This is a genomic window from Stutzerimonas stutzeri KOS6 (assembly GCF_000307775.2).
Classification (GTDB): domain Bacteria; phylum Pseudomonadota; class Gammaproteobacteria; order Pseudomonadales; family Pseudomonadaceae; genus Stutzerimonas; species Stutzerimonas stutzeri_B.
On record NZ_KK020676.1, the window covers coordinates 1,870,382 to 1,890,832 of the forward strand.

At 63.1% G+C, this 20,451-nt stretch carries 17 protein-coding genes; 8 read left to right on the forward strand and 9 right to left on the reverse strand.

The window, feature by feature from the left end; all coding sequences use genetic code 11:
* The 6 genes from B597_RS36680 to gloB form a co-directional block, all read right to left on the reverse strand.
* Positions 1–1,020 carry an ABC transporter permease gene (locus B597_RS36680; RefSeq protein WP_024162119.1) on the reverse strand — a complete coding sequence of 340 codons (1,020 nt, stop codon included), beginning with the start codon at positions 1,018–1,020 and terminating at the stop codon, positions 1–3.
* Position 1,021: 1 nt separating this feature from the next.
* Entirely contained in the window at positions 1,022–2,095 is a 1,074-nt protein-coding gene (locus tag B597_RS36685; RefSeq protein WP_003295091.1) for a microcin C ABC transporter permease YejB, read from the reverse strand.
* Between the two features lie 2 nt (positions 2,096–2,097).
* Positions 2,098–3,966: an extracellular solute-binding protein gene (locus B597_RS36690; RefSeq protein WP_003295089.1), complete on the reverse strand. Its 1,869-nt coding sequence runs from the start codon at positions 3,964–3,966 to the stop codon at positions 2,098–2,100.
* A complete protein-coding gene (locus B597_RS36695; RefSeq protein WP_003295087.1) occupies positions 3,963–5,792 on the reverse strand; it encodes an extracellular solute-binding protein in 1,830 nt (609 codons plus the stop codon). The genes B597_RS36690 and B597_RS36695 overlap by 4 nt, the downstream gene beginning before the upstream one ends.
* A gap of 354 nt (positions 5,793–6,146) precedes the next feature.
* Complete coding sequence (locus B597_RS36700) at positions 6,147–7,706, reverse strand: lytic transglycosylase domain-containing protein (RefSeq protein ID WP_192939399.1); 1,560 nt, start codon at positions 7,704–7,706, stop codon at positions 6,147–6,149.
* Between the two features lie 101 nt (positions 7,707–7,807).
* Complete coding sequence (gene gloB / locus B597_RS36705; protein WP_003295085.1) at positions 7,808–8,587, reverse strand: hydroxyacylglutathione hydrolase; 780 nt, start codon at positions 8,585–8,587, stop codon at positions 7,808–7,810.
* A gap of 160 nt (positions 8,588–8,747) precedes the next feature.
* Here gloB and B597_RS36710 point away from each other — a divergent pair, with 160 nt between their 5' ends.
* The 7 genes from B597_RS36710 to nudC all read left to right on the forward strand — a co-directional run bounded on the left by B597_RS36710 (position 8,748) and on the right by nudC (position 16,656).
* Positions 8,748–9,503 (forward strand): class I SAM-dependent methyltransferase, encoded by a 756-nt coding sequence (locus B597_RS36710; protein WP_003295084.1) that lies wholly within the window; start codon positions 8,748–8,750, stop codon positions 9,501–9,503.
* A 54-nt stretch (positions 9,504–9,557) separates the two neighbouring features.
* Positions 9,558–10,013, forward strand: a complete 456-nt coding sequence (gene rnhA / locus B597_RS36715) for a ribonuclease HI (protein WP_003295083.1) — start codon at positions 9,558–9,560, stop codon at positions 10,011–10,013.
* Positions 10,014–10,026: 13 nt separating this feature from the next.
* Complete coding sequence (dnaQ, locus tag B597_RS36720) at positions 10,027–10,752, forward strand: DNA polymerase III subunit epsilon (RefSeq protein WP_003295082.1); 726 nt, start codon at positions 10,027–10,029, stop codon at positions 10,750–10,752.
* Positions 10,753–10,862: 110 nt separating this feature from the next.
* On the forward strand, positions 10,863–13,115 hold the full coding sequence (locus B597_RS36725; RefSeq protein ID WP_003295080.1) for an Orn/Lys/Arg family decarboxylase: 2,253 nt from the start codon (positions 10,863–10,865) through the stop codon (positions 13,113–13,115).
* Between the two features lie 178 nt (positions 13,116–13,293).
* Positions 13,294–14,106 (forward strand): crotonase/enoyl-CoA hydratase family protein, encoded by an 813-nt coding sequence (locus B597_RS36730; RefSeq protein WP_024162121.1) that lies wholly within the window; start codon positions 13,294–13,296, stop codon positions 14,104–14,106.
* Positions 14,107–14,143: 37 nt separating this feature from the next.
* Complete coding sequence (locus tag B597_RS36735; RefSeq protein ID WP_003295078.1) at positions 14,144–15,826, forward strand: FimL-related protein; 1,683 nt, start codon at positions 14,144–14,146, stop codon at positions 15,824–15,826.
* On the forward strand, positions 15,826–16,656 hold the full coding sequence (nudC, locus tag B597_RS36740) for an NAD(+) diphosphatase (protein ID WP_003295077.1): 831 nt from the start codon (positions 15,826–15,828) through the stop codon (positions 16,654–16,656). The genes B597_RS36735 and nudC overlap by 1 nt, the downstream gene beginning before the upstream one ends.
* Here nudC and B597_RS36745 read toward each other — a convergent pair.
* On the reverse strand, positions 16,624–17,409 hold the full coding sequence (locus B597_RS36745) for a TSUP family transporter (protein WP_003295076.1): 786 nt from the start codon (positions 17,407–17,409) through the stop codon (positions 16,624–16,626). The genes nudC and B597_RS36745 overlap by 33 nt on opposite strands.
* Positions 17,410–17,602: 193 nt before the next feature.
* Between B597_RS36745 and B597_RS36750 the strand changes: the two genes are divergently transcribed.
* Entirely contained in the window at positions 17,603–18,250 is a 648-nt protein-coding gene (locus B597_RS36750; RefSeq protein ID WP_003295075.1) for a hypothetical protein, read from the forward strand.
* Positions 18,251–18,298: 48 nt separating this feature from the next.
* Here the strand turns inward: B597_RS36750 and B597_RS36755 are convergent, their stop codons facing one another.
* Together B597_RS36755 and B597_RS36760 are read right to left on the reverse strand one after the other, a co-directional pair.
* Entirely contained in the window at positions 18,299–19,066 is a 768-nt protein-coding gene (locus B597_RS36755) for an SDR family oxidoreductase (protein WP_003295074.1), read from the reverse strand.
* Positions 19,067–19,122: 56 nt separating this feature from the next.
* Positions 19,123–20,190 (reverse strand): phosphotransferase family protein, encoded by a 1,068-nt coding sequence (locus B597_RS36760; protein WP_024162123.1) that lies wholly within the window; start codon positions 20,188–20,190, stop codon positions 19,123–19,125.
* Positions 20,191–20,451: the final 261 nt, after the last annotated feature.

The following is a 20,451-nucleotide window of genomic DNA, read 5'->3' on the forward strand; positions in this document are numbered from 1 at the left end:
TTATTTCCTTGGGTCGAAGGCATCGCGCGCCGCCTCCCCGATGAACACCAGCAGAGTCAGCATGACCGCCAGCACCATGAAGGCACTGATACCCAGCCAGGGCGCCTGCAGGTTGGCCTTGCCCTGGGCGACCAGTTCACCCAGCGACGGCGAACCGGCTGGCAGGCCGAAACCGAGAAAGTCCAGGGCGGTGAGGGTGCCGATGGCGCCGGTGAGAATGAACGGCATGAAGGTCATGGTGGAAACCATGGCGTTGGGCAGGATATGGCGGAACATGATCGCGCCGTTCTGCATGCCCAGTGCGCGCGCGGCGCGCACGTATTCAAGGTTGCGGCCGCGGAGAAACTCGGCGCGGACCACGTCCACCAGGCTCATCCAGGAGAACAGCAGCATGATGCCGAGCAGCCACCAGAAGTTCGGCTGCACGAAGCTGGCGAGGATGATCAGCAGGTAGAGCACCGGCAGACCGGACCAGATCTCCAGCAGGCGTTGCCCGACCAGATCGACCCAGCCGCCGTAGAAGCCCTGCAGCGCTCCGGCGATCACGCCGATGACCGAGCTGATCAGGGTCAGAGTCAGGGCGAACAGCACCGAGATGCGGAAGCCGTAGATCACCCGCGCCAGCACGTCGCGGCCCTGGTCGTCGGTGCCCAGCCAGTTATCCAGCGACGGCGGCGCGGGTGCGGGCACCTGCAGTTCGTAGTTGATGCTCGAATAGTTGAAGGGAATGACCGGCCAGATCATCCAGCCATCCTTCTCGGCGATCAGTTCCTGGATGTAAGGGCTCTTGTAGTTGGCCTGTAGCGGGAATTCGCCGCCGAACGCCGTTTCCGGATAGCGTTTGAATACCGGGAAGAACCATTCGCCGTCGTAGCGCACCACGATCGGCTTGTCGTTGGCGATGATCTCCGCGCCGAGGCTCAGCACGAACAGGGCGAGGAAGATCCACAGCGACCACCAGCCACGCTTGTGCGCCTTGAACAGCGCCAATCGGCGCTGGTTGAGGGGGGACAACTGCATCTCAGGCCTCCCTGCTTTCGAAATCGATGCGCGGATCGACCAGGGTGTAGGTCAGGTCGCCGATCAGCTTCACCACCAGGCCGAGCAGGGTGAAGAGGAAGAGGGTGCCGAACACCACCGGATAGTCGCGGTTGATCGCCGCCTCGAAGCTGAGCAGACCGAGTCCGTCGAGGGAGAAGATCACCTCGATCAGCAGCGAGCCGGTGAAGAACATGCCGATGAAGGCGGCCGGAAAGCCGGCGATGATGATCAGCATGGCATTGCGGAACACATGGCCGTAAAGCACCCGATTCTTGCTCAGGCCCTTGGCCCGGGCCGTGATCACGTACTGCTTGTTGATCTCGTCGAGGAAGCTGTTCTTGGTCAGCAGCGTCAGCGTCGCGAAGTTGCCGATCACCAGTGCGGTGACTGGCAGGGCCAGGTGCCAGAAATAGTCGATGATCTTGCCGCCCAGGGTCAGGTCGTCGAAGTTGGCCGAGGTCAGCCCGCGCAGCGGAAACCAGTTCCAGTAGCTGCCGCCGGCGAACAGCACGATCAGCAGGATGGCGAAGAGGAATGCCGGAATGGCGTAGCCGACGATGATTGCCGAGCTGGTCCAGACGTCGAACTTGCTGCCGTGGCGGGTGGCCTTGGCGATGCCCAGCGGAATCGAGGCCAGGTACATGATCAGCGTGCTCCACAGGCCGAGCGAGATCGATACGGGCATCTTCTCGATGATCAGGTCGGTCACCTTGGCGTCACGGAAGAAGCTTTCGCCGAAGTCCAGTCGCAGGTAATTGCTGAGCATGATCCAGAAACGCTCGGCGGGCGGCTTGTCGAAGCCGTACAGGCGCTCGATCTCGGCGACCAGTTCGGGGTCCAGGCCTTGTGCGCCGCGGTAGCTGGTGCCGCCCACCGCGACCTCCGATCCGCCTCCGGCGATGCGGCTGGTCGCGCCCTCGAAGCCCTCGAGCTTGGCGATCGCCTGCTCCACCGGGCCGCCAGGCGCGGCCTGGATGATGATGAAGTTGATCAGCAGGATGCCGAACAGCGTGGGGATGATCAGCAGCAGTCGGCGAACGATGTAGGCCAGCATGCTTAGCGCTCCGCCCCGGCGGTACCGGCCTGTTCGGCTTCGTTCGCCTCGGCCGGCGCGGCTGCGGGAACCGGCGCGTCGGGCTTGTGCCACCAGGTCATCAGGCCGATGTCCTGCTGCGGCGTGACCTGCGGATGCGCCAGGTGATTCCAGTAGGCCACTCGCCAGGTCTTGATATGCCAGTTCGGCACCACGTAATGGCCCCAGAGCAGCACCCGGTCGAGGGCGCGGGTGTGGGTGACCAGTTCCTTGCGCGAGTCCGCGCCGATCAGGCCTTCAACCAGGGCGTCGATCGCCGGGTCCTTGAGGCCGATGAAATTGCGGCTGCCGGGATTGTCGGCGCTCGCCGAATGCCAGTATTCGCGCTGCTCGTTACCCGGCGAGTTGGACTGGCCGAAACCGCTGACGATCATGTCGTAGTCGCGCGAGCGGAGCCGGTTGATGTACTGCGAGACGTCTACCCGGCGGATCTCCAGTTCGATGCCCAGGTCGGCCAGGTTGCGCTTGTACGGCAGCAGGACGCGTTCGAACTCGGCCTGCACCAGGAGAAACTCCAGCTTCACCGGTTTGCCCTGAGCATCCACCATCCGATCGTTCTCGACCTTCCAGCCCGCTTCGGTCAGCAGACGATACGCCTGGCGCTGCTGCTTGCGGATCACGCCGTCACCTTCGGTATGCGGCAGGTCGAACGGCTTGTCGAATACTTCGTCCGGAATCTTGCCGCGCAGCGGTTCGAGTACCTTGAGCTCGTCCTTGTCCGGCAGCCCTGAAGAAGCCAACTCGGAGTTGTCGAAGTAGCTGCGGGTGCGGGTGTAGGCGCCGTTGAACAGCTGGCGATTGGTCCATTCGTAGTCGAACAGCAGTCCGAGCGCCTCGCGGACACGGCGGTCCTGCAGTTGTGGACGGCGGATGTTGAAGATGAACCCCTGCATTCCGGTCGGGTTGTGGTTGCGAATCTCGTCCTTGACGATGCGCCCGTCCCGCACTGCGGCGATGTCGTAGGCGGTGGCCCAGTTCTTCGCACTGGTTTCGAACCAATAGTCGAAATGACCGGCCTTGAACGCCTGCAGCGCCACGGTGTTGTCCCGGTAGTAGTCGAAGTTCACCTGGTCGAAATTGTAGAAGCCGCGATTCACCGGCAGGTCCTTGCCCCAGTAATCCTCGACGCGGGCATAGCGAATCGAACGCCCCGCCTGGACCTTCTCGACCCGATAGGGGCCGCTCCCAAGGGGCGGCTCCAGGCTACCCGAAGTGAAATCGCGGCCTTCCCACCAATGCTTGGGCAGTACCGGCAGTTGCCCGAGGATCATCGGCAGTTCGCGGTTGCCGGCGTGCTTGAAGTCGAAGCGCACCCGTCGTGGGCTTTCGGCGACCACTTTCTCCACGTCGGCATAGTAGCCGCGATAATGTGGCGCACCCTGGCTCATCAGGGTTTCGAAGGTGAATACAACGTCCTCGGCCTTCACCGGCTCGCCGTCGTGGAAGCGAGCCTCAGGTCGCAGATGGAAGCGTACCCAGCTGTTGTTCGGGCCCTTTTCGATCTTTTCCGCGAGCAGGCCATAGACGGTGAAGGGCTCGTCCAGGCTGTTGCTGGTGAGGGTGTCGTAGATCAGGCCGATGTCGTCGGCGGCAACGCCCTTGTTGATGAACGGGTTGAGCGAGTCGAAGCTGCCGAAACCGGCCTGGCGCAACGTGCCGCCTTTGGGCGCGTCCGGGTTGGCGTAGTCGAAATGCTGGAAATTGGCCGGGTACTTGGGCTTCTCGTCATACAGCGTCAGGGCATGGCGAGGGCCGGCTTGGGCGATACCTGCCAGGCAGAGCAGCCCCAGCAGCCCGGCTCGAAGCAGCGAATGGCGCGCGCGATCGTTCATTTGGTCTTCTCCAGGCTCTTCAGCCACCAGGCGCGCAAGCCCAGCGTATAGGGCGGCGTGGTGACATGGGCGAACCGATTGCGGTACGCCAGGCGGTGGTTACTGATGAACCAGTTTGGAATGGTGTAGTGGTTCCAGAGCAGCACCCGGTCGATGGCGCGGGCTGCTGCGACCTGCTCGTCGCGGGTTTGCGCGGCGAGCAGCTTGTCGATCAGGTCGTCGACGATCGGGTTGGCAATGCCGGCGTAATTGCGCCCGCCCTTGACATTGGCCTGGCTGGAATGGAAGTACAGGTATTGCTCGATCCCCGGGCTTAGGCTCTGCGCCAGGGTCATCAGGATCATGTCGTAGTCGTAATGATCGAGGCGCTGCTTGTATTGCGCGCTGTCAACGGTGCGCAGGGTGGCCTGAATGCCGATGCGGGCCAGGTTTTCGACGTAAGGCTGGAGGATGCGTTCCAGCCGCGGATTGACCAGCAGGATCTCGAAGCGCAGCGCTTGCCCGGAGCTGTTGAGCAGGCCCGCATCCGAGGCTTTCCAGCCGGCTTCGGCGAGCAGACCCAGTGCATGGCGCAGCGTCTCGCGCGGAATGCCGCGACCGTCGGTTTTCGGGAGCTGGAACGGCTCGCTGAACAGCCTGGCCGGAAGCTGCTTGCGATAGGGCGAAAGCAGCAGCCACTCGCCGCCTTCCGGCTTGCCGGTCGCGGTGAAATCGCTGTTGGGGTAGTAGCTTTCGCTGCGGCGGTAGGCGCCATAGAACAGCGCACGGTTGGTCCATTCGAAGTCGAACATCAGGCCGAGCGCTTCGCGGACGCGCTTGTCGGCAAAGGCCGAGCGGCGGCCGTTCATGAACAAGGCCTGGGTCTGGGTCGGAATCTGATGGGGAATCTCGGCACGGATGATGTCGCCACGCATCACGGCGGGAAACTGATAGCCGTTGGCCCAGTTCTTCGCCTGGTGCTCGATGAAGAAGTCGAATTCGCCGACCTTGAAGGCTTCGAAGGCCACCACGTTATCGCGGTAGAACTCGATGTCGACACGGTTGAAGTTGTATTTGCCCCGGTTGACCGCAAGCTTGGCGCCCCACCAGTCGCGCACCCGCTCGAAGACGACCTGGCGGCCTGGCTGCACATGGGTGATGCGATAGGGGCCGCTGCCCAGCGGCGGCTCGAAGGTGGTGGCCTTGAAGTCGCGATTCTTCCAGTAATGCTGCGGCAACACCGGCAACTCGCCGAGGCGCATGATCAGCAGGGGATTGTTGGGTTGCTCGAAGACGAAGCGGATGCGATGGCGGTTGAGAATGTCGACGCGTTTCACACCCTGCAGGTTGGTGCGGTAACGCGGATGCCCGTCCCTGACCAGCACCCGGTAGGAAAAGGCGACGTCATAGGCAGTGATGGGCTTGCCGTCATGGAAGCGTGCCTCTGTGCGCAGGTTGAATACCACCCAGCTGTGGTTGTCGCTGTACTCCACCGATTCGGCGATCAGGCCGTAGCTCGAGGCAGGCTCGTCACCGGACGGATCGTAGACGCCGGTGCCGACCATCAGCGGCTCGTTCAATTCGCTGATGCCATATTGCAGGAAACCGGGGGTCGAGCTGGGGCTGGTGCCCTTGAAGGTATAAGGGTTCAGCGTGTCGAAGGTACCGGACGCCATCAGCTTGATCCGGCCACCCTTTGGCGCACGCGGATTCACCCAGTCGAAGTGGGTAAATGAGGCTGGATACTTAAGAGTGCCGAACTGCGCATAACCATGGCTTTCGCTGATGGTGGCGAGGGCGGGAAAGCTCAAGGCCAGGCAGGTCAGTAACAGTAGCAGGGCTCGCATCAGACGGGGGATCCGATCCTTGGCGCTTACGGGCTTCTCGGGCCGGTACAGTAACAGCTTGTATGCGTTGGAAAAAGGCCAGGCAGCCTGGGCGAAGCGGCTTTCATTTCCCCTCTTGCATGGGTCGAGGTGAGCGCTAGGATGTGCCTGTCCCTCGGGGCTGCAGCGCGGTAGCTGGGCTTCAGTCCGCCAACAGGCCCTGCGGGCCCTCGGCCCGGCGCAAGCTGTCCAGGCTGGAGGCGGGTGCTCTTCGCGGATCGGTCTTGTCGGCCCGCTCTGGTTTCGTCTCCAATGGCGGGCTGAAGTCTATCCTGCAAGGGTGCACGGCCAGGCGGGCCAATCCGGGAGCAGGGATCAGTTCGGCAGGTAGAGGGTGAGCAACTGGCCGGGGCGCAGGACCTCGGTGCCTTTCGGATTCCAGATTTTCAGATGGGTCAACTGAACGTTGAACCGCTTGGCGATCTCGTACAGCGAGTCGCCTTTCTGCACCTTGTAATAGGTCGGCGAGTCGCCTTCAGCCTTCGCCGTGGTGGCGGCCGGCCCTTGCAGGAACAGCGCCTGTCCGACCTTGAGCTGGCTGCCGGACAGGTTGTTCCAGCGCTGCAGGTCGCGCACCGAGACGCGCTGCGCCTTGGCAATGTCCCATAGGTTGTCGCCAGGCCTGACCCGGTAGCTGCGCGGAGTCGAGGCCGGCTGGCGCGCAACCGCATGCAGCAACTCCCTGGAGGCATTGGCATCGGAACTGGTGGGAATGTTCAGCACCTGGCCGATACGCAGCGAGTCGTTCCTGAGGCGATTGACGTCGCGGATGATATTCACCGTCAGGTGGTGCCGGTTGGCGATCGCGCCCAGCGTGTCGCCCGCACTGACGGTGTATTGCTTCCAGTCGACCAATTCCTGCGGCTTCATCAGTGCCAGGTTGGCCGCCAGCATCTCGGCCTTTTCCATGGGCACGAGCAACTGTTGCGGGCCATCCAGCGTGATGCGGCGAGTGAAGGCGGGGTTCAGCTGGTACAGCTCGTCCTCGTCCAGATCGGCAAGCTTCGCCACCCGGGCCAGATCCATGCGCTGCTTGAGCGCAATGACTTCGAAATAGGGTTCGTTGGCGATCGGGTTCAGGTTGATCCCGTAGGCTTCAGGGGTTTCGATCAGCTGGGACAGTGCCAGCAGCTTCGGCACATAGTCGCGGGTTTCCCGCGGCAGCGGCAGGTTCCAGTAGTCGGTTGGCAGGCCCAGCTTCTGGTTGCGCTCGATCGCTCGGCTGACTGTCCCTTCGCCTGCGTTGTAGGCCGCCAGGGCGAGCAGCCAGTCGCCATTGAACAGCCCGTGCAGGTAGCTCAGGTAGCGCAACGCGGCATTCGTCGACGCGGTGATGTCGCGGCGTCCGTCGTACCAGTTGGTCTGCCGGAGGTTGAAGTGCCTGCCGGTGGATGGAATGAACTGCCAGAGTCCCACCGCGTGAGCAGGAGAGTAGGCGAAGGGATCGTACGAGCTTTCGATGACCGGCAGCAGCGCCAGCTCCAGCGGCATGTCCCGCTCTTCGAGACGTTCGACGATGTAGTGGATGAAAGGACTGCTGCGTTCGCTGGAGATTTCGATGGACTGGGGGCGACTGGCGAGAAGCAGGCGTTGTTGTTCGATGCGGGGGTTGCTGTCCAGGTATTCCTGAAGCTTGTAGCCCTCACGGATGCGTGTCCAGATGTCCTCATGCTCGGTGACGGCGGGGGGTTCGCTCAGCCAGATCGGCTCCTGCGGCACGGGCCCATTCGCGCCTCTCGAGAGGTCGAGTGCATGGTTATCGCGCTCGGAGTTGCTCTGACAGCCCGCTAGGGCAACGCATACGGCGAGGGCCAACGCACGACCAGAGGCTGCCAAGGCGTCCGGTTCGAGGCGTTTCTTGGGAGCTGGCGGCATTGGCTGGATTCGTCCCCTGAAACAAAATTCGGGGGATTCTAGGAACGCACCCTGATGGGGTCAAGTTTGCCCGTCTCGTTTCGGGAACCTGTCGAGCTTGTTCAGAAGCGGTCTTTCCAGGCCCGCAACGCCGCGAAAACGTCGCTTTCGCCGACAGGATCGGTGCCGCCATGCCGCCTGGCGGCCTGCCTGACCGCCGCTACGCCAGTGCGCAGGAAGGGGTTGGTGAGGCGTTCGGTCCGCATCGTGGTGGGCAGGCTGATCTGGTTCGACTCGCGTAATACCGCCACCTCTCGTGCCCGTTGCAGGATGTCCGCATTGTCCGGCTCTACCGCTTGGGCAAAGCGCAGATTGCTCTGGGTGTATTCGTGGGTGCAATAAACGAGCGTGTCGTCCGGTACGCTCGCCAGGCGCCGTAACGATTCGAACATCTGCCCGGCGGTGCCCTCGAAGAGCCTGCCGCAGCCGGCGGCGAACAGCGTGTCGCCGCTCAGCAGCCAGGGCTGCTCGGTGTCGGCATGGAAATAGGCGATGTGCCCCAGGGTGTGCCCGGGCACCGCGATGACCTGCAGATCCGCTCCGAGTATCCGTATGCACTGGCCGTCGTCGAGCGCTTCGTCGCGTGCGGGAATTTTCTCGGTTGCCGGGCCGTAGACCCTGGCGCCGGTTTGCGCCTTCAGCCGTTCGACTCCGCCGACGTGATCGTGATGGTGATGGGTCACCAGGATATCGCTCAACTGCCATTGCGGATGGCTTTGCAGCCAGGCTAGGACAGGCGCGGCATCGCCGGGATCGACTGCGGCACATCGCTGCGTTGCGTCATCCTGCAGCAACCAGATGTAGTTGTCGGTGAAAGCGGGGAGGGCTTCGATCTTCAACATGGGCGGGTCGCCAATCGTGTGACAAAGGCGCATCCTAGGGTCTGTTCCCGCCTGGTCGCAAGCCGCGTGCGAAACGTGGACAGACCCTGGCGGTCCCATGGGCAGTTGAATCCGAGCGAATTCAGCGCCGCGCAAACCCGCAGGCGAACGGAGCCGAGCGATGAACGATCGACCGTCGACCCAAGGCAGCGACCATTGGCTGTCCCTGATCAATCAGGCTGCCGAATGGTTCGAGGGGCCGCTGGGCCAGCAGTTGCTGGCGCAGGAACGGCATATCCTCAGCGAAGAGCTGGCGCGCTGTTTCGGTAGCTATCTGGTGCACAACGGCCCATTCGGCGGGGAGCCGGTGCAGCCACAGAACATCAAGCGCAGTGTGCGCCTTGGTGCTCCCTTGCCTGGTGTGGAAATCCACTGTGAAGAGCAGGCCTGGGCGCTCGGCGAGCATGCCGCGGACGTCGTGGTCCTGCAGCACGCGCTGGACTTCAGTCTTTCGCCGCACGGGCTGTTGCGCGAAGCGGCACGCGGCGTGCGTCCCGGCGGGCATCTGCTGATCGTCGGAATCAACCCGTGGAGTGCCTGGGGCTTGCGCCACCTGCTGTCGCGCGAGGCCCTGCGCCAAGCGCGCTGCATTCGTCCATCGCGTGTCGGTGACTGGCTCAACCTGCTGGGATTCGCGCTGGAGAAACGTCGCTTCGGGTGCTATTGTCCACCGCTTTCCTCGGGCGACTGGCAGGCGCGCCTGTCTAGGCTCGAGACATTCGGACAGCAGTTGCAGGCGCCGACCGGCGGCTTCTACCTGCTGGTTGCGCGCAAGCTGATGATCGGCCTGCGGCCGTTGCGCCAAGAGCGCCGCGAGCGTATGGGCAAGCTGCTACCGATGCCAGTAGCCAAGGTCAGCCGCCGGGACGCCGAATAGCGCCGGCCTGCGTGACAGCCCGAAAGAAGCCGACAGAGCGAGTTAGCAATCCACATGAGCGACGATTGGGTCGAGGTTTATACAGACGGTGCCTGCAAGGGCAATCCTGGCCCGGGCGGCTGGGGTGCGCTGCTTGTCTACAAGGGCGTCAAGCGTGAGCTCTGGGGCGGCGAGCCGGATACCACCAACAACCGCATGGAGCTCATGGCGGCGATCCGGGCGCTCGCCGAGCTGAAGCGCCCCTGCAAGGTGCGGCTGGTGACCGACTCGCAGTACGTCATGCAGGGTATCAACGACTGGATGCCCAACTGGAAAAAGCGTGGCTGGAAGACTGCAAGCAAGCAGCCGGTCAAGAATGCCGATCTGTGGCAGCAGCTCGACGAGCAGGTCGGTCGCCATCAGGTGAGCTGGGAGTGGGTCCGTGGTCATACCGGACATCCAGGCAACGAGCAGGCCGACCTGCTGGCCAACCGCGGCGTAGTACAGGCCAAAAGACAACCGATTGTGTGAGTGAGCGAAACGAATGCGCAGTGTAGTGCTCGATACCGAAACCACCGGCATGCCGGTGACCGATGGCCACCGCATCATCGAGATCGGCTGCGTCGAGGTCATCGGCCGGCGCCTGACCGGTCGGCATTACCATGTCTATCTGCAACCCGATCGCGAGGTGGACGAGGGCGCGATCGCCGTTCACGGCATCACCAACGAGTTTCTGCTCGACAAACCGCGCTTCCGCGATGTGGCCGACGAGTTCTTCGATTTCATCAAGGACGCGCAGCTGGTCATCCACAACGCGGCGTTCGACCTCGGCTTCATCAATAACGAATTCGCCCTGCTCGGCCAGCAGGACCGCGCCGAGATCACCGATCACTGCTCGGTGCTCGATACGCTGTTGATGGCTCGCGAGCGGCATCCCGGTCAGCGCAACAGCCTCGATGCGCTTTGCAAGCGCTACGGCGTGGACAACTCCGGTCGTGATCTGCACGGCGCTTTGCTCGATGCGGAGATTCTTGCCGACGTCTGGCTGACCATGACCGGCGGGCAGACCAACCTGTCGCTCGCCGGGGAGGGCGAGAGCTCCGATGGCGGTCGTCCGCAGCCCAGCCCGATTCGCCGGCTGGCGGCGGATCGAGCGCGTACGGCAATCCTGCGTGCCAGCGAGGAGGAGGTCGCCGCGCACATGGCGCGCATGGCCGCCATCGAGAAGGCCGCGGGCGCCGCGCCGCTCTGGTTGCAGCTGGAAAGCTGATACCCGCTGCACCGCTGCACCGCTGTGCAGGTGGGCGGCTGATCGTGCTGCGCTGTTCCTTTGCTGCGGACGCTTCTACCCTGTAGATGGATCGTCTGCAGAGAGCGCGCATGTACAAAGACCTGAAATTCCCCATCCTCATCGTTCACCGCGACATCAAGGCCGACACCGTCGCTGGCGAACGGGTGCGCGGTATCGCTTCGGAACTGGAGCGCGACGGCTTCAACATCCTGCCCACTGCCAGTTCGAACGAGGGGCGGATCGTCGCTTCGACGCATCACGGCCTGGCCTGCATTCTGGTGGCAGCGGAAGGCGCCGGTGACAACCAGCGGCTGCTGCATGATGTGGTGGAGTTGATCCGGGTCGCCCGACGCCGCGCGCCACGGCTGCCGATCTTCGCCCTGGGTGAGCAGATCACCATCGAAAACGCTCCGGCCGAGGCAATGGCCGATCTCAACGAGCTGCGCGGGCTGCTGTATCTCTACGAGGACACCGTGCCGTTCCTCGCCCGGCAGGTCGCCCGGGCGGCGCGCAACTACCTCGAGGACCTGCTGCCGCCATTCTTCCGTGCCCTGGTGCAGCATACCGGCGAGTCGAATTACTCCTGGCATACGCCGGGCCACGGTGGTGGCGTGGCCTACCGCAAGAGCCCGGTGGGTCAGGCGTTTCATCAGTTCTTCGGTGAGAACACGTTGCGCTCGGACCTGTCGGTCTCGGTGCCCGAACTCGGGTCGCTGCTCGATCACACCGGGCCGCTGGCCGCCGCCGAAGCCCGTGCCGCGCGCAATTTCGGCGCGGACCACACGTTCTTCGTGATCAACGGCACCTCGACGGCGAACAAGATCGTCTGGCACTCCATGGTCGCGCGCGACGATCTGGTGCTGGTCGATCGCAACTGTCACAAGTCGATCCTGCACGCGATCATCATGACCGGTGCCATCCCGCTGTACATGAGCCCGGCGCGCAACGAACTGGGCATCATCGGGCCGATCCCGCTGGCGGAATTCACCCGCGAGTCGATCCAGGCGAAGATCGCTGCCAACCCGCTGGCGCGCGGGCGGCCGCCCAAGGTCAAGCTGGCGGTGGTGACGAACTCCACCTATGACGGGCTCTGCTACAACGCCAACCTGATCAAGCGCACCCTGGCGGACAATGTCGAGGTGCTGCATTTCGACGAGGCCTGGTATGCCTACGCGGCATTCCACGAGTTCTACGATGGCCGCTACGGCATGGATACCCGCGAGCAGGGGCCGCTGGTGTTCACCACCCATTCCACGCACAAGCTGCTGGCGGCGTTCAGCCAGGCCTCGATGATCCACGTACTCGACAGCCAGACCCGCCAGCTCGACCGCGACCGCTTCAACGAAGCGTTCATGATGCACATCTCCACATCCCCGCAGTACGGCATCCTGGCATCGCTGGACGTGGCCTCGGCAATGATGGAAGGGCCGGCCGGTCGTTCGCTGATCCAGGAAACCTTCGACGAGGCGCTGAGCTTTCGTCGGGCGCTGGCCAACCTGCGCCAGCATTTCGATCCCGACGACTGGTGGTTCAGCATCTGGCAGCCGCCGCTGGTCGATGGTGCCGAGTCCCTGGTGACGCCGGATTGGCTGCTCGAGCCGACAGCCGACTGGCATGGCTTCGGTGATGTGGCCGACGATTACGTGCTGCTCGACCCGATCAAGGTGACGCTGGTGACGCCGGGGCTCAGCGCCTCGGGCGCGCTGGGCGCGAGCGGTATCCCGGCGGCGGTGGTCAGCAAGTTCCTCTGGGAGCGCGGCCTGGTGGTGGAGAAGACCGGCTTGTACTCGATGCTGGTGCTGTTCTCCATGGGCATCACCAAAGGCAAATGGAGCACGCTGCTGACCGAGTTGCTCGAATTCAAGCGCCATTACGATGCCAACGTCCCGCTGGTCGACGCCTTGCCGTCGATTGCCCGCTCCGGCGCGACGGCCTACGCCGGCATGGGCTTGCGCGACCTGTGCGATGCGCTGCATGCCTGCTACCGCGAGAATGCCACGGCACGTGCCATGCGGCGGATGTATATGGCGCTGCCGGAGCCGGCGATGACGCCAGCACAGGCTTATGACAAGCTGGTTCGTGGCGAAGTCGAGGCCGTGCCGATCGAGGCGCTGAGCGGGCGTATCGCTGCGGTGATGCTGGTGCCGTATCCGCCGGGAATCCCGCTGATCATGCCGGGCGAACGCTTCACCGAGGCAACTCGCTCGATTCTCGATTACCTTATTTTCGCGCGTGATTTTGCCGAGCGCTTCCCGGGGTTCGATGCAGACGTCCACGGTTTGCAGCACGAAGCCGGCTCGTCCGGTCACGCATATACCGTCGATTGCATCCGCGAAGGGTGATCGCCTGCCTGCCGTCGCCTTCTGCACGGCATGACAGGTCGCCCGGCGGCGAGGTCTGTATCACATCGTCTGCAACCACATTCACTCGCCGTGGTAGCAGTTGTTATAGTTGTCCGCCGTCGTAGGGATTGCCCCGCTGCGACGGTCCCCATACGCCCTTGCTGTCGAGGATGATAGCGTGACCGAATACAAAGCCTTCCGTGTAGAGTTGGCGGACAAGATTGCCCAAGTCGTGATCAACCGGCCGGAGAAGATCAATGCGATGGATGCCGCGTTCTGGTCGGAAATCATCGATATCTTCAACTGGATCGATGCCACCGACGAAGTTCGCGTAGTCGTTCTGAGCGGCGCCGGCCAGCACTTTTCCTCGGGTATCGATCTGCAACTGCTGGCCTCGGTGGGTAGCCAGCTGGGCACCGACATCGGCCGCAATGCCGAGCGGCTGCGGAGCAAGATCCTCTCCCTGCAGGCGTCTTTCAACGCCGTGGACAACTGTCGCAAGCCCGTCATCGCGGCTATCCAGGGCTACTGCCTGGGGGGCGCCATCGACCTGATCTCGGCCTGCGACATGCGCTACAGCACGACGGGCGCGAAGTTCGCCATCAAGGAAGTCGACATGGGCATGGCCGCGGATGTCGGTACCCTGCAGCGTCTGCCGCGGATCATCGGCGACGGCATGATGCGTGAGCTGGCCTTCACCGGTCGTACCATCGACGGCGAGGAAGCGCGCAGCATCGGTTTGGTCAATCGCACCTACCCCGATCAGCAGGGCATGATGGATGGCGTGCTCGAGCTGGCTCGCGACATTGCCAGCAAATCGCCCGTTGCCATCCGTGGTACCAAGGAAATGATTCGCTACATGCGCGACCATCGTGTCGACGACGGCCTCGAATACATCGCCACCTGGAACGCCGCGATGCTGCAGTCGGCGGATATCAAGGTCGCCATCGCCGCCCACATGAGCAAACAGAAGCCGGACTTTGCCGACTGATGCATCACCTGACGTTTGCGCGGGAGGCGCGCTAGGCATGGTCACTGGAGCTACTTCACTCGGGCTGGTTCGTGATGAGCTGTTTGCCACGATGGAAGAGGCGGAACAGAGCCTCGAGCACTTCATCATCGATCGCAACAATGGTGGCCTGTTGCAACAGGCCGTGGAAAATCTCAAGCAGGTGCGCGGCACCCTCAACCTGATCGAGCTGACCGGAGCCGAGCTGCTGGCGCAGGAAATACTGCAGCTCGCGACTGACATACCCGTCGGTGCCGGCGAGGATCGAGATGGACAGATCGCTGCGCTGAGCAATGCGCTCTACGTATTGCGCCGCTATCTGGAAAGTGTCGACGCCAGTCGCCAGGAGATTCCCGAGCTGCTCCTGCCAGCCATCAACGCCTTGCGTCAGGTCTGCGCGCAGTCACCGCTGCCGGAAAGCTTCTTCTTCAGTGTGCGGCTCGATAACGCTCGTCCACTGGCCGACGTACCGGTTCGGGCTGGCGACGCGCCAGCTAGCGAAGCTCGGCGGCTGCGACAGATGTATCAGATCGGGTTACTGGGTTTCATTCGCGAAGAGAACCTGGCGGCGAGCCTGAAGCTGATGTGCCGTGCGCTCACTCGTCTCGATCAGCTGTTCATCGAGTCCCCGGCAAGTCGTTTGTGCTGGATTGGCAGCGCGGCCGTCGAGTCCCAGTTGGACGGGCAGCTGTTGCCGCGCAAGGCGCGCAAACAACTGTTTTCGCGGCTGGACAGGCAACTCAAGCTGCTCAATGGCAACCCTGCATACGAGGCGCCGCGCAGCCTGCTAAAGGAACTGCTGTACGTGGTGGCCCTGGCTGACAGCCGCGGACCGGTCGCCAGTCAGGTGCGCCAGGTATTTTCGCTGAGCCCGCTGCCGTTCACCGACCATATGCTCGAGGAGGAGTCTCAGCGCCTGGCCGGCCCAGGCCAGGCCGTCATGCGCTCGCTGTCGTCGGCGATCCGCGAAGAGCTGGCCAGCCTCAAGGATCTGCTCGACCTGATCGAGCGCGGCACCGCGCAAGCCGACGCCTATTCGAGCCTGTACAACCTGCTTGGCAAGATGGCCAAGACGCTGGGAATGGTGGGGCTGTCGTCCGCTGCCAGCACCCTGCAGGCCCAACTGGGCGACGTGTCCGGCTGGAGTCTCGAACATCCGCCAGAGCCGGGCGTCATCCAGCGGCTTGCCGATGCCGTGCTGTATGTCGAGAGCATGGTCGCCAGCCTCGAGCGGGGCGACCGCCGCGATGCCAAGCCACAGGTCGTCCGGCCTGGTATGGAAACGGAAGCCTTTGCCAACCACCAGTTGACCGAGGCCCGAATCGTGGTGATCGAAGAAGCGACTGCCGGGCTTGCGCTGGCCAAGCGGGCCATTACCGCCTATCTCGAGTCCAGCGGTGAAAAGCTGCACCTGGCCAATGTGCCGTTCAGCCTCCAGGCGGTACGCGGCGGGCTGCGCTTCCTCGAGCAGGAACGCGCCGCGGAACTGATCGGTGCCTGTGCGGACTTCATCCAGAAGCAAATGCTCGAATCGAATCAGATGCCGCCTGAGCAACTGCTCGAAACGCTCGCCGATGCGTTGACCAGCCTGGAGTACTACCTCGAGGGCGGTGCCGTGCTGCGCCGTGATGACTCGCGCTTGAACGTGCTCGACCTGGCCAGCGAAAGTGTGCGTGCGCTGGGCATGCGGGTGGCGGCCTGATGAGCCTGCGCTGGCAAGCCGCGCTGCTCGATCCCTCGATGCCGGGAGGGTGGGCAGTGGTGCACTGTCGCCAGCAGTTCCTGCTCGATGACAGTGGCGTGCTGTTTCCGCGGGACTGGCTCAAGCGTCTGGAGCTGCCGTTGTTGAGCGAGCAGGGCCTGGGGCATTTCGACGGCGAGCCGGTGTTCCTGTTCGAACTGGATGTCCCGGCCGAGGTGCCGGGTGCACGCTGGCAGGGTCTGCGTCAGTTCATGCAGCATGAAGACCAGGACCTGTTCCGGCTGCTCGGCTACGCCACGCAGATCGGCACATGGGTGAGCCAGCATCGATTCTGTGGCAGTTGTGGCTCGCCGATGCTGTCACGGGCGGGCGAACGCGCGATGTATTGCCCGGCCTGTGGCTTGCAGCATTATCCGCGGCTTTCGCCGAGCATGATCGTCCTGGTCACTCGCGAAGACGAGTTGCTCCTGGCGCGCTCACCACGCTTTGCGCCCGGGGTCTACAGCACCCTGGCCGGCTATGTGGAACCGGGGGAGTCGGTGGAGCAATGCGTTGCCCGCGAGGTGCGCGAAGAAGTGGGGGTTGCCATCCATCCACCGCAATACATCGCCAGCCAGGGCTGGCCGTTTCCGCATTCGCTGATGCTGGGGTTCCACGCCGAATACGCCGGTGGCGACATTGTGCTGCAGCCTGAGGAAATCGAGGATGCTCGCTGGTTTTCCATCGACAACCTGCCGGCGCTGCCTGCCCGGCAGTCCATTGCCCGCTACCTGATCGAGCTTTATCTGGCGCGCCGGCTAGGCCGCCCCGAACCAGTGTTGCCAGGCTAGGCGCAGGCTCATCGCAAGAACGACCAGGATGAAGACCGGGCGGATGAATCGCGAACCGCCGCGAATCGCCGTGCGTGCGCCGAAATAGGCTCCGGCCATCAAGGCCAGGCCCATGCCGATACCAAGCACCCAGGCGACATGCCCGCCGATGATGAACATGGCCAGCGCCACTGCATTGCTGACGAAGTTCATCGTTCGGGCAACACCGCTGGCGCGTAACAGGTCCAGTGGGTAGAGCAGCATGCTGCTGACCGTCCAGAACGCACCGGTACCTGGCCCGGCCACCCCGTCGTAGAAGCCGAGCAAGAGACTATGCGGCCATTGGCGTCTGCGCCCGATGCTCGCCGTGTCGCTGCCGCCCTTGGCCGGCATGTGGCTGAACAGCAGATAGATGCCGCAGGCGGAAACCACCAGGGGTAGCAGCTGGTTCAGCCAGTCCGCGGGCAGGAACTGCGCTAGCAGCGCACCCAGGGCTGCACCAATTGCAGTGCCGAGTAGCGCGCGGCGCCACAGCCCGGGCTCGAAAAGACGCCGCCGGTAGAAGGTGTAGCTGGCCGTGGCCGAACCGAAGGTGGCACACAGCTTGTTGGTGCCCAGCACCAGATGTGGCGGCAGGCCGGCTGTGAGCAGGGCAGGAATCGTCAGCAGCCCACCGCCGCCAGCGATGGCATCGATGAATCCGGCGGTGAAGGCGACGGCAAACAGAATCAGCAGCGTAGACGGCTCGAGGGCGAGCTCCAGGGCGAAGGGCATGCAGGCCTCGGTAGGCGGAGGGACAGCGGAGAATAATGCGGCCGCCGTACGGAGAAAAGGACTTGGTTGCATGACCGCCAGTCTCGCCCGGCAGCACAACAACGCCAGCCCGTGACCGCCGTCCCACGCTGGCGCTGGCTGCCCTGATTGTCTCTGCGGATAATGTCGCACCCAACGAAAAGGACGCTTGGTTATGCAATATCTCGGGCTTGCGGTCGTGGTCGCTCTGCTGGCGTTGCTGGTGCTGCTGGTGGCGCTGCGCTTGCTGACGGGAGGCAACTGGCTGCTGGGCTGGCTGCGCGGTACGTGCGGATTCCTGGTCCTCGCCCTTGCCGGAGTGATCGGCGTGATTGCCTGCGACGTCAGCACCTATGCCGCGTTGCCGAAAGAGGGACCGCTGGTCACCGTTGGTTTCCAGGCCCAGGGCCCGCAGCGATACGAAGTCAGTCTGGAGCAGGGTGGGGAGACGCGCACGATGATCCTCGAAGGCGACCTGTGGCAGCTCGACCTGCGCTTGCTTCGCTGGAAGAGCCTCGCCGAGCTGATCGGACTGGAACCGGGCTATCGATTGGAGCGGCTTTCCGGACGCTATCTGGCGGTCGAGCAGCAGAATCTTTCGCGTCTCGGCCAGGTGATCCTGAGCGAGAAGCCTCTGGGGATGGATGTCTGGCAGTGGCTGCAACTGGAGCGGCGGAGTCTGCATCTGCTGGAGCCGCAAACGCTGCGCGTCGATTACATACCGATCGCCGATGGTGCCGTCTATGCCATTGATCTGGCGCCCACAGGGCTGCTGGCCAGGCCGGTGAGTGCTGCGGCTGGCGAGGCGTTGAAGAACTGGTAGACGAAAAAGGGAGCCGCCTGGGCTCCCTTTCGGTCCGGCCTGGAAAGATCAGGCCAGATAGCCTCCGTCGACATTCAGCGATACACCAGTGGTGTAGCTCGACGCCTCGCTGGCCAGATAGAGCACGGCACCGGCCATCTCGCTTGGCTGGGCGACTCGGCTCAGCGGAATGTGCTGCAGCGCCATTTTCAGAATCGAATCGTTCTTGACCAGCGCCGAAGCGAACTTGGTGTCGGTCAGGCCGGGCAGCAGGGCATTGCAGCGGATCCCGAACTGCGCGCATTCCTTGGCGAAGGCCTTGGTCATGTTGATCACGGCACCCTTGGTAATCGAGTAGATGCCCTGGAAGTTGCCAGGTGACACGCCGTTGATGGACGCGACGTTGATGATGCTGCCGCCGCCGTTCTCGCGCATCAGCTTGCCGGCCTCGACGGACATGTAGAAGTAGCCGCGGATGTTCACGTCGACGGTTTTCTGGAAGGCCGATACGTCGGTGTCCAGAATATGGCAGAACTGGGGGTTGGTGGCCGCGTTGTTGACCAGGATGTCGAGGCGACCGAACTGTTCGCGGATCTGCGCAAAAACGGCTTGGATCTGCTCCAGTTCGCCGATGTGGCAGGCAACCGGAGTGGCTTTGCCGCCTGCGGCGATGATCGCGTCGGCAACCGCCTGGCATCCTTCGATCTTGCGGCTGGAGACAATCACGTGAGCGCCTTGCTGAGCGAGCAGCTTGGCGATGGCTTCGCCGATGCCGCGGCTGGCGCCGGAAACGAAGGCGATCTTTCCGTCTAGATCGAACAGGGTGGTCTTGGACATGGTCGTTCCTCTTTTCTTGTTCGTTCCCGTGGCGGGCCACAGGGCGTGGGTTGGTATCAGAGCTTCGATTGCCCGATCACTTGTAGCGCCTTGAGTTCGAGCAGCTTGTTCATGTGGATGAACTGGGCGAAACGCTTGTCCTGCGTCTGGCCATGGTGGAAGCGGTAATAGATCTGCTGGACGATTCCGGCCAGGCGGAACAGGCCGTAGGTGTAATAGAAATCGATGCAGGGGATTTCGATGCCGGCACGCTGGGCGTAGTAGTCGACGAAGCCCTGGCGGGTATGCATGCCGGGAAGATGACTTGGTTGTCGGCGCATTGCCTGCATCGGCTGGGGATCATCGGCTTCGATCCAGTAGGCCAGGGTGTTGCCCAGATCCATCAGCGGATCGCCGATGGTGGTCATTTCCCAGTCCAGTACACCGATGATTTCCATCGGATTGCCGGGGTTGAGAATGACATTGTCGAAGCGGTAGTCGTTGTGAATGATCCCGGGCTTGGGGTGATCGGCCGGCATCTTGTCCTTCAGCCAGGCCTTGACCGCCTCCCAGGCGGGGGCGTCGGGGGTGATAGCGCGCTCATAGCGTTCGCTCCAGCCCTCGATCTGGCGCTTCACGTAGCCTTCCGGCTTGCCCAGGTCGCCGAGGCCGCAGGCCTGATAGTCGACGTTGTGCAGATCGACGAACTTGTCGATGAAGCTTTCGCACAGGGCGCGGGTCTGGCCTTCGTCGAAGTTCAGTTCGGGCGGCAGCTCTGAGCGCAGGATGATGCCGTTGACCCGCTCCATCACGTAGAACTCGGCCCCTATCACCGATTCGTCGGTGCAGTAGACGTATGCCTTCGGGCAGTAAGGAAAGCCTGCGTTGAGCTGGTTGAGTATGCGGAACTCACGACCCATGTCATGGGCTGATTTGGCCTTGTGCCCGAATGGCGGCCGGCGCAGTACCAGGTCCTGGCCGGGGTACTGCAGCAAGTAGGTCAGATTCGACGCTCCGCCGGGGAACTGGGAAATCTGCGGCGTCCCTTCCAGGCCCGGTATATGCGCCTTGAGATACTGATCGATGACGCCGACGGGCAATTCCTCGCCCTCTCGGACACGGGTGGTTTGATCTGTAAGCGCCATTGTTTATCCCTTCTACTTATGTTTGGTGCCCAAGATGATTCAGTAATCTAATGCTGGAGATGCCTGAGACCAAGCGATGCCTGCCGTTATTGGCCGGAGTGTTGCCGGTCAATCAAGAGCCCTGATTCGTCCACATCCATCTGTTGGTGGGCCACCCAGCAGACCCTGCGGGCATATGCGTGTAGCGGTAGGGTGGGCTTCAGCCCACCGGCTTGGGATTCGGGTCTTCTACGTCAAACCCAATACCCGGCGTAGGCATAG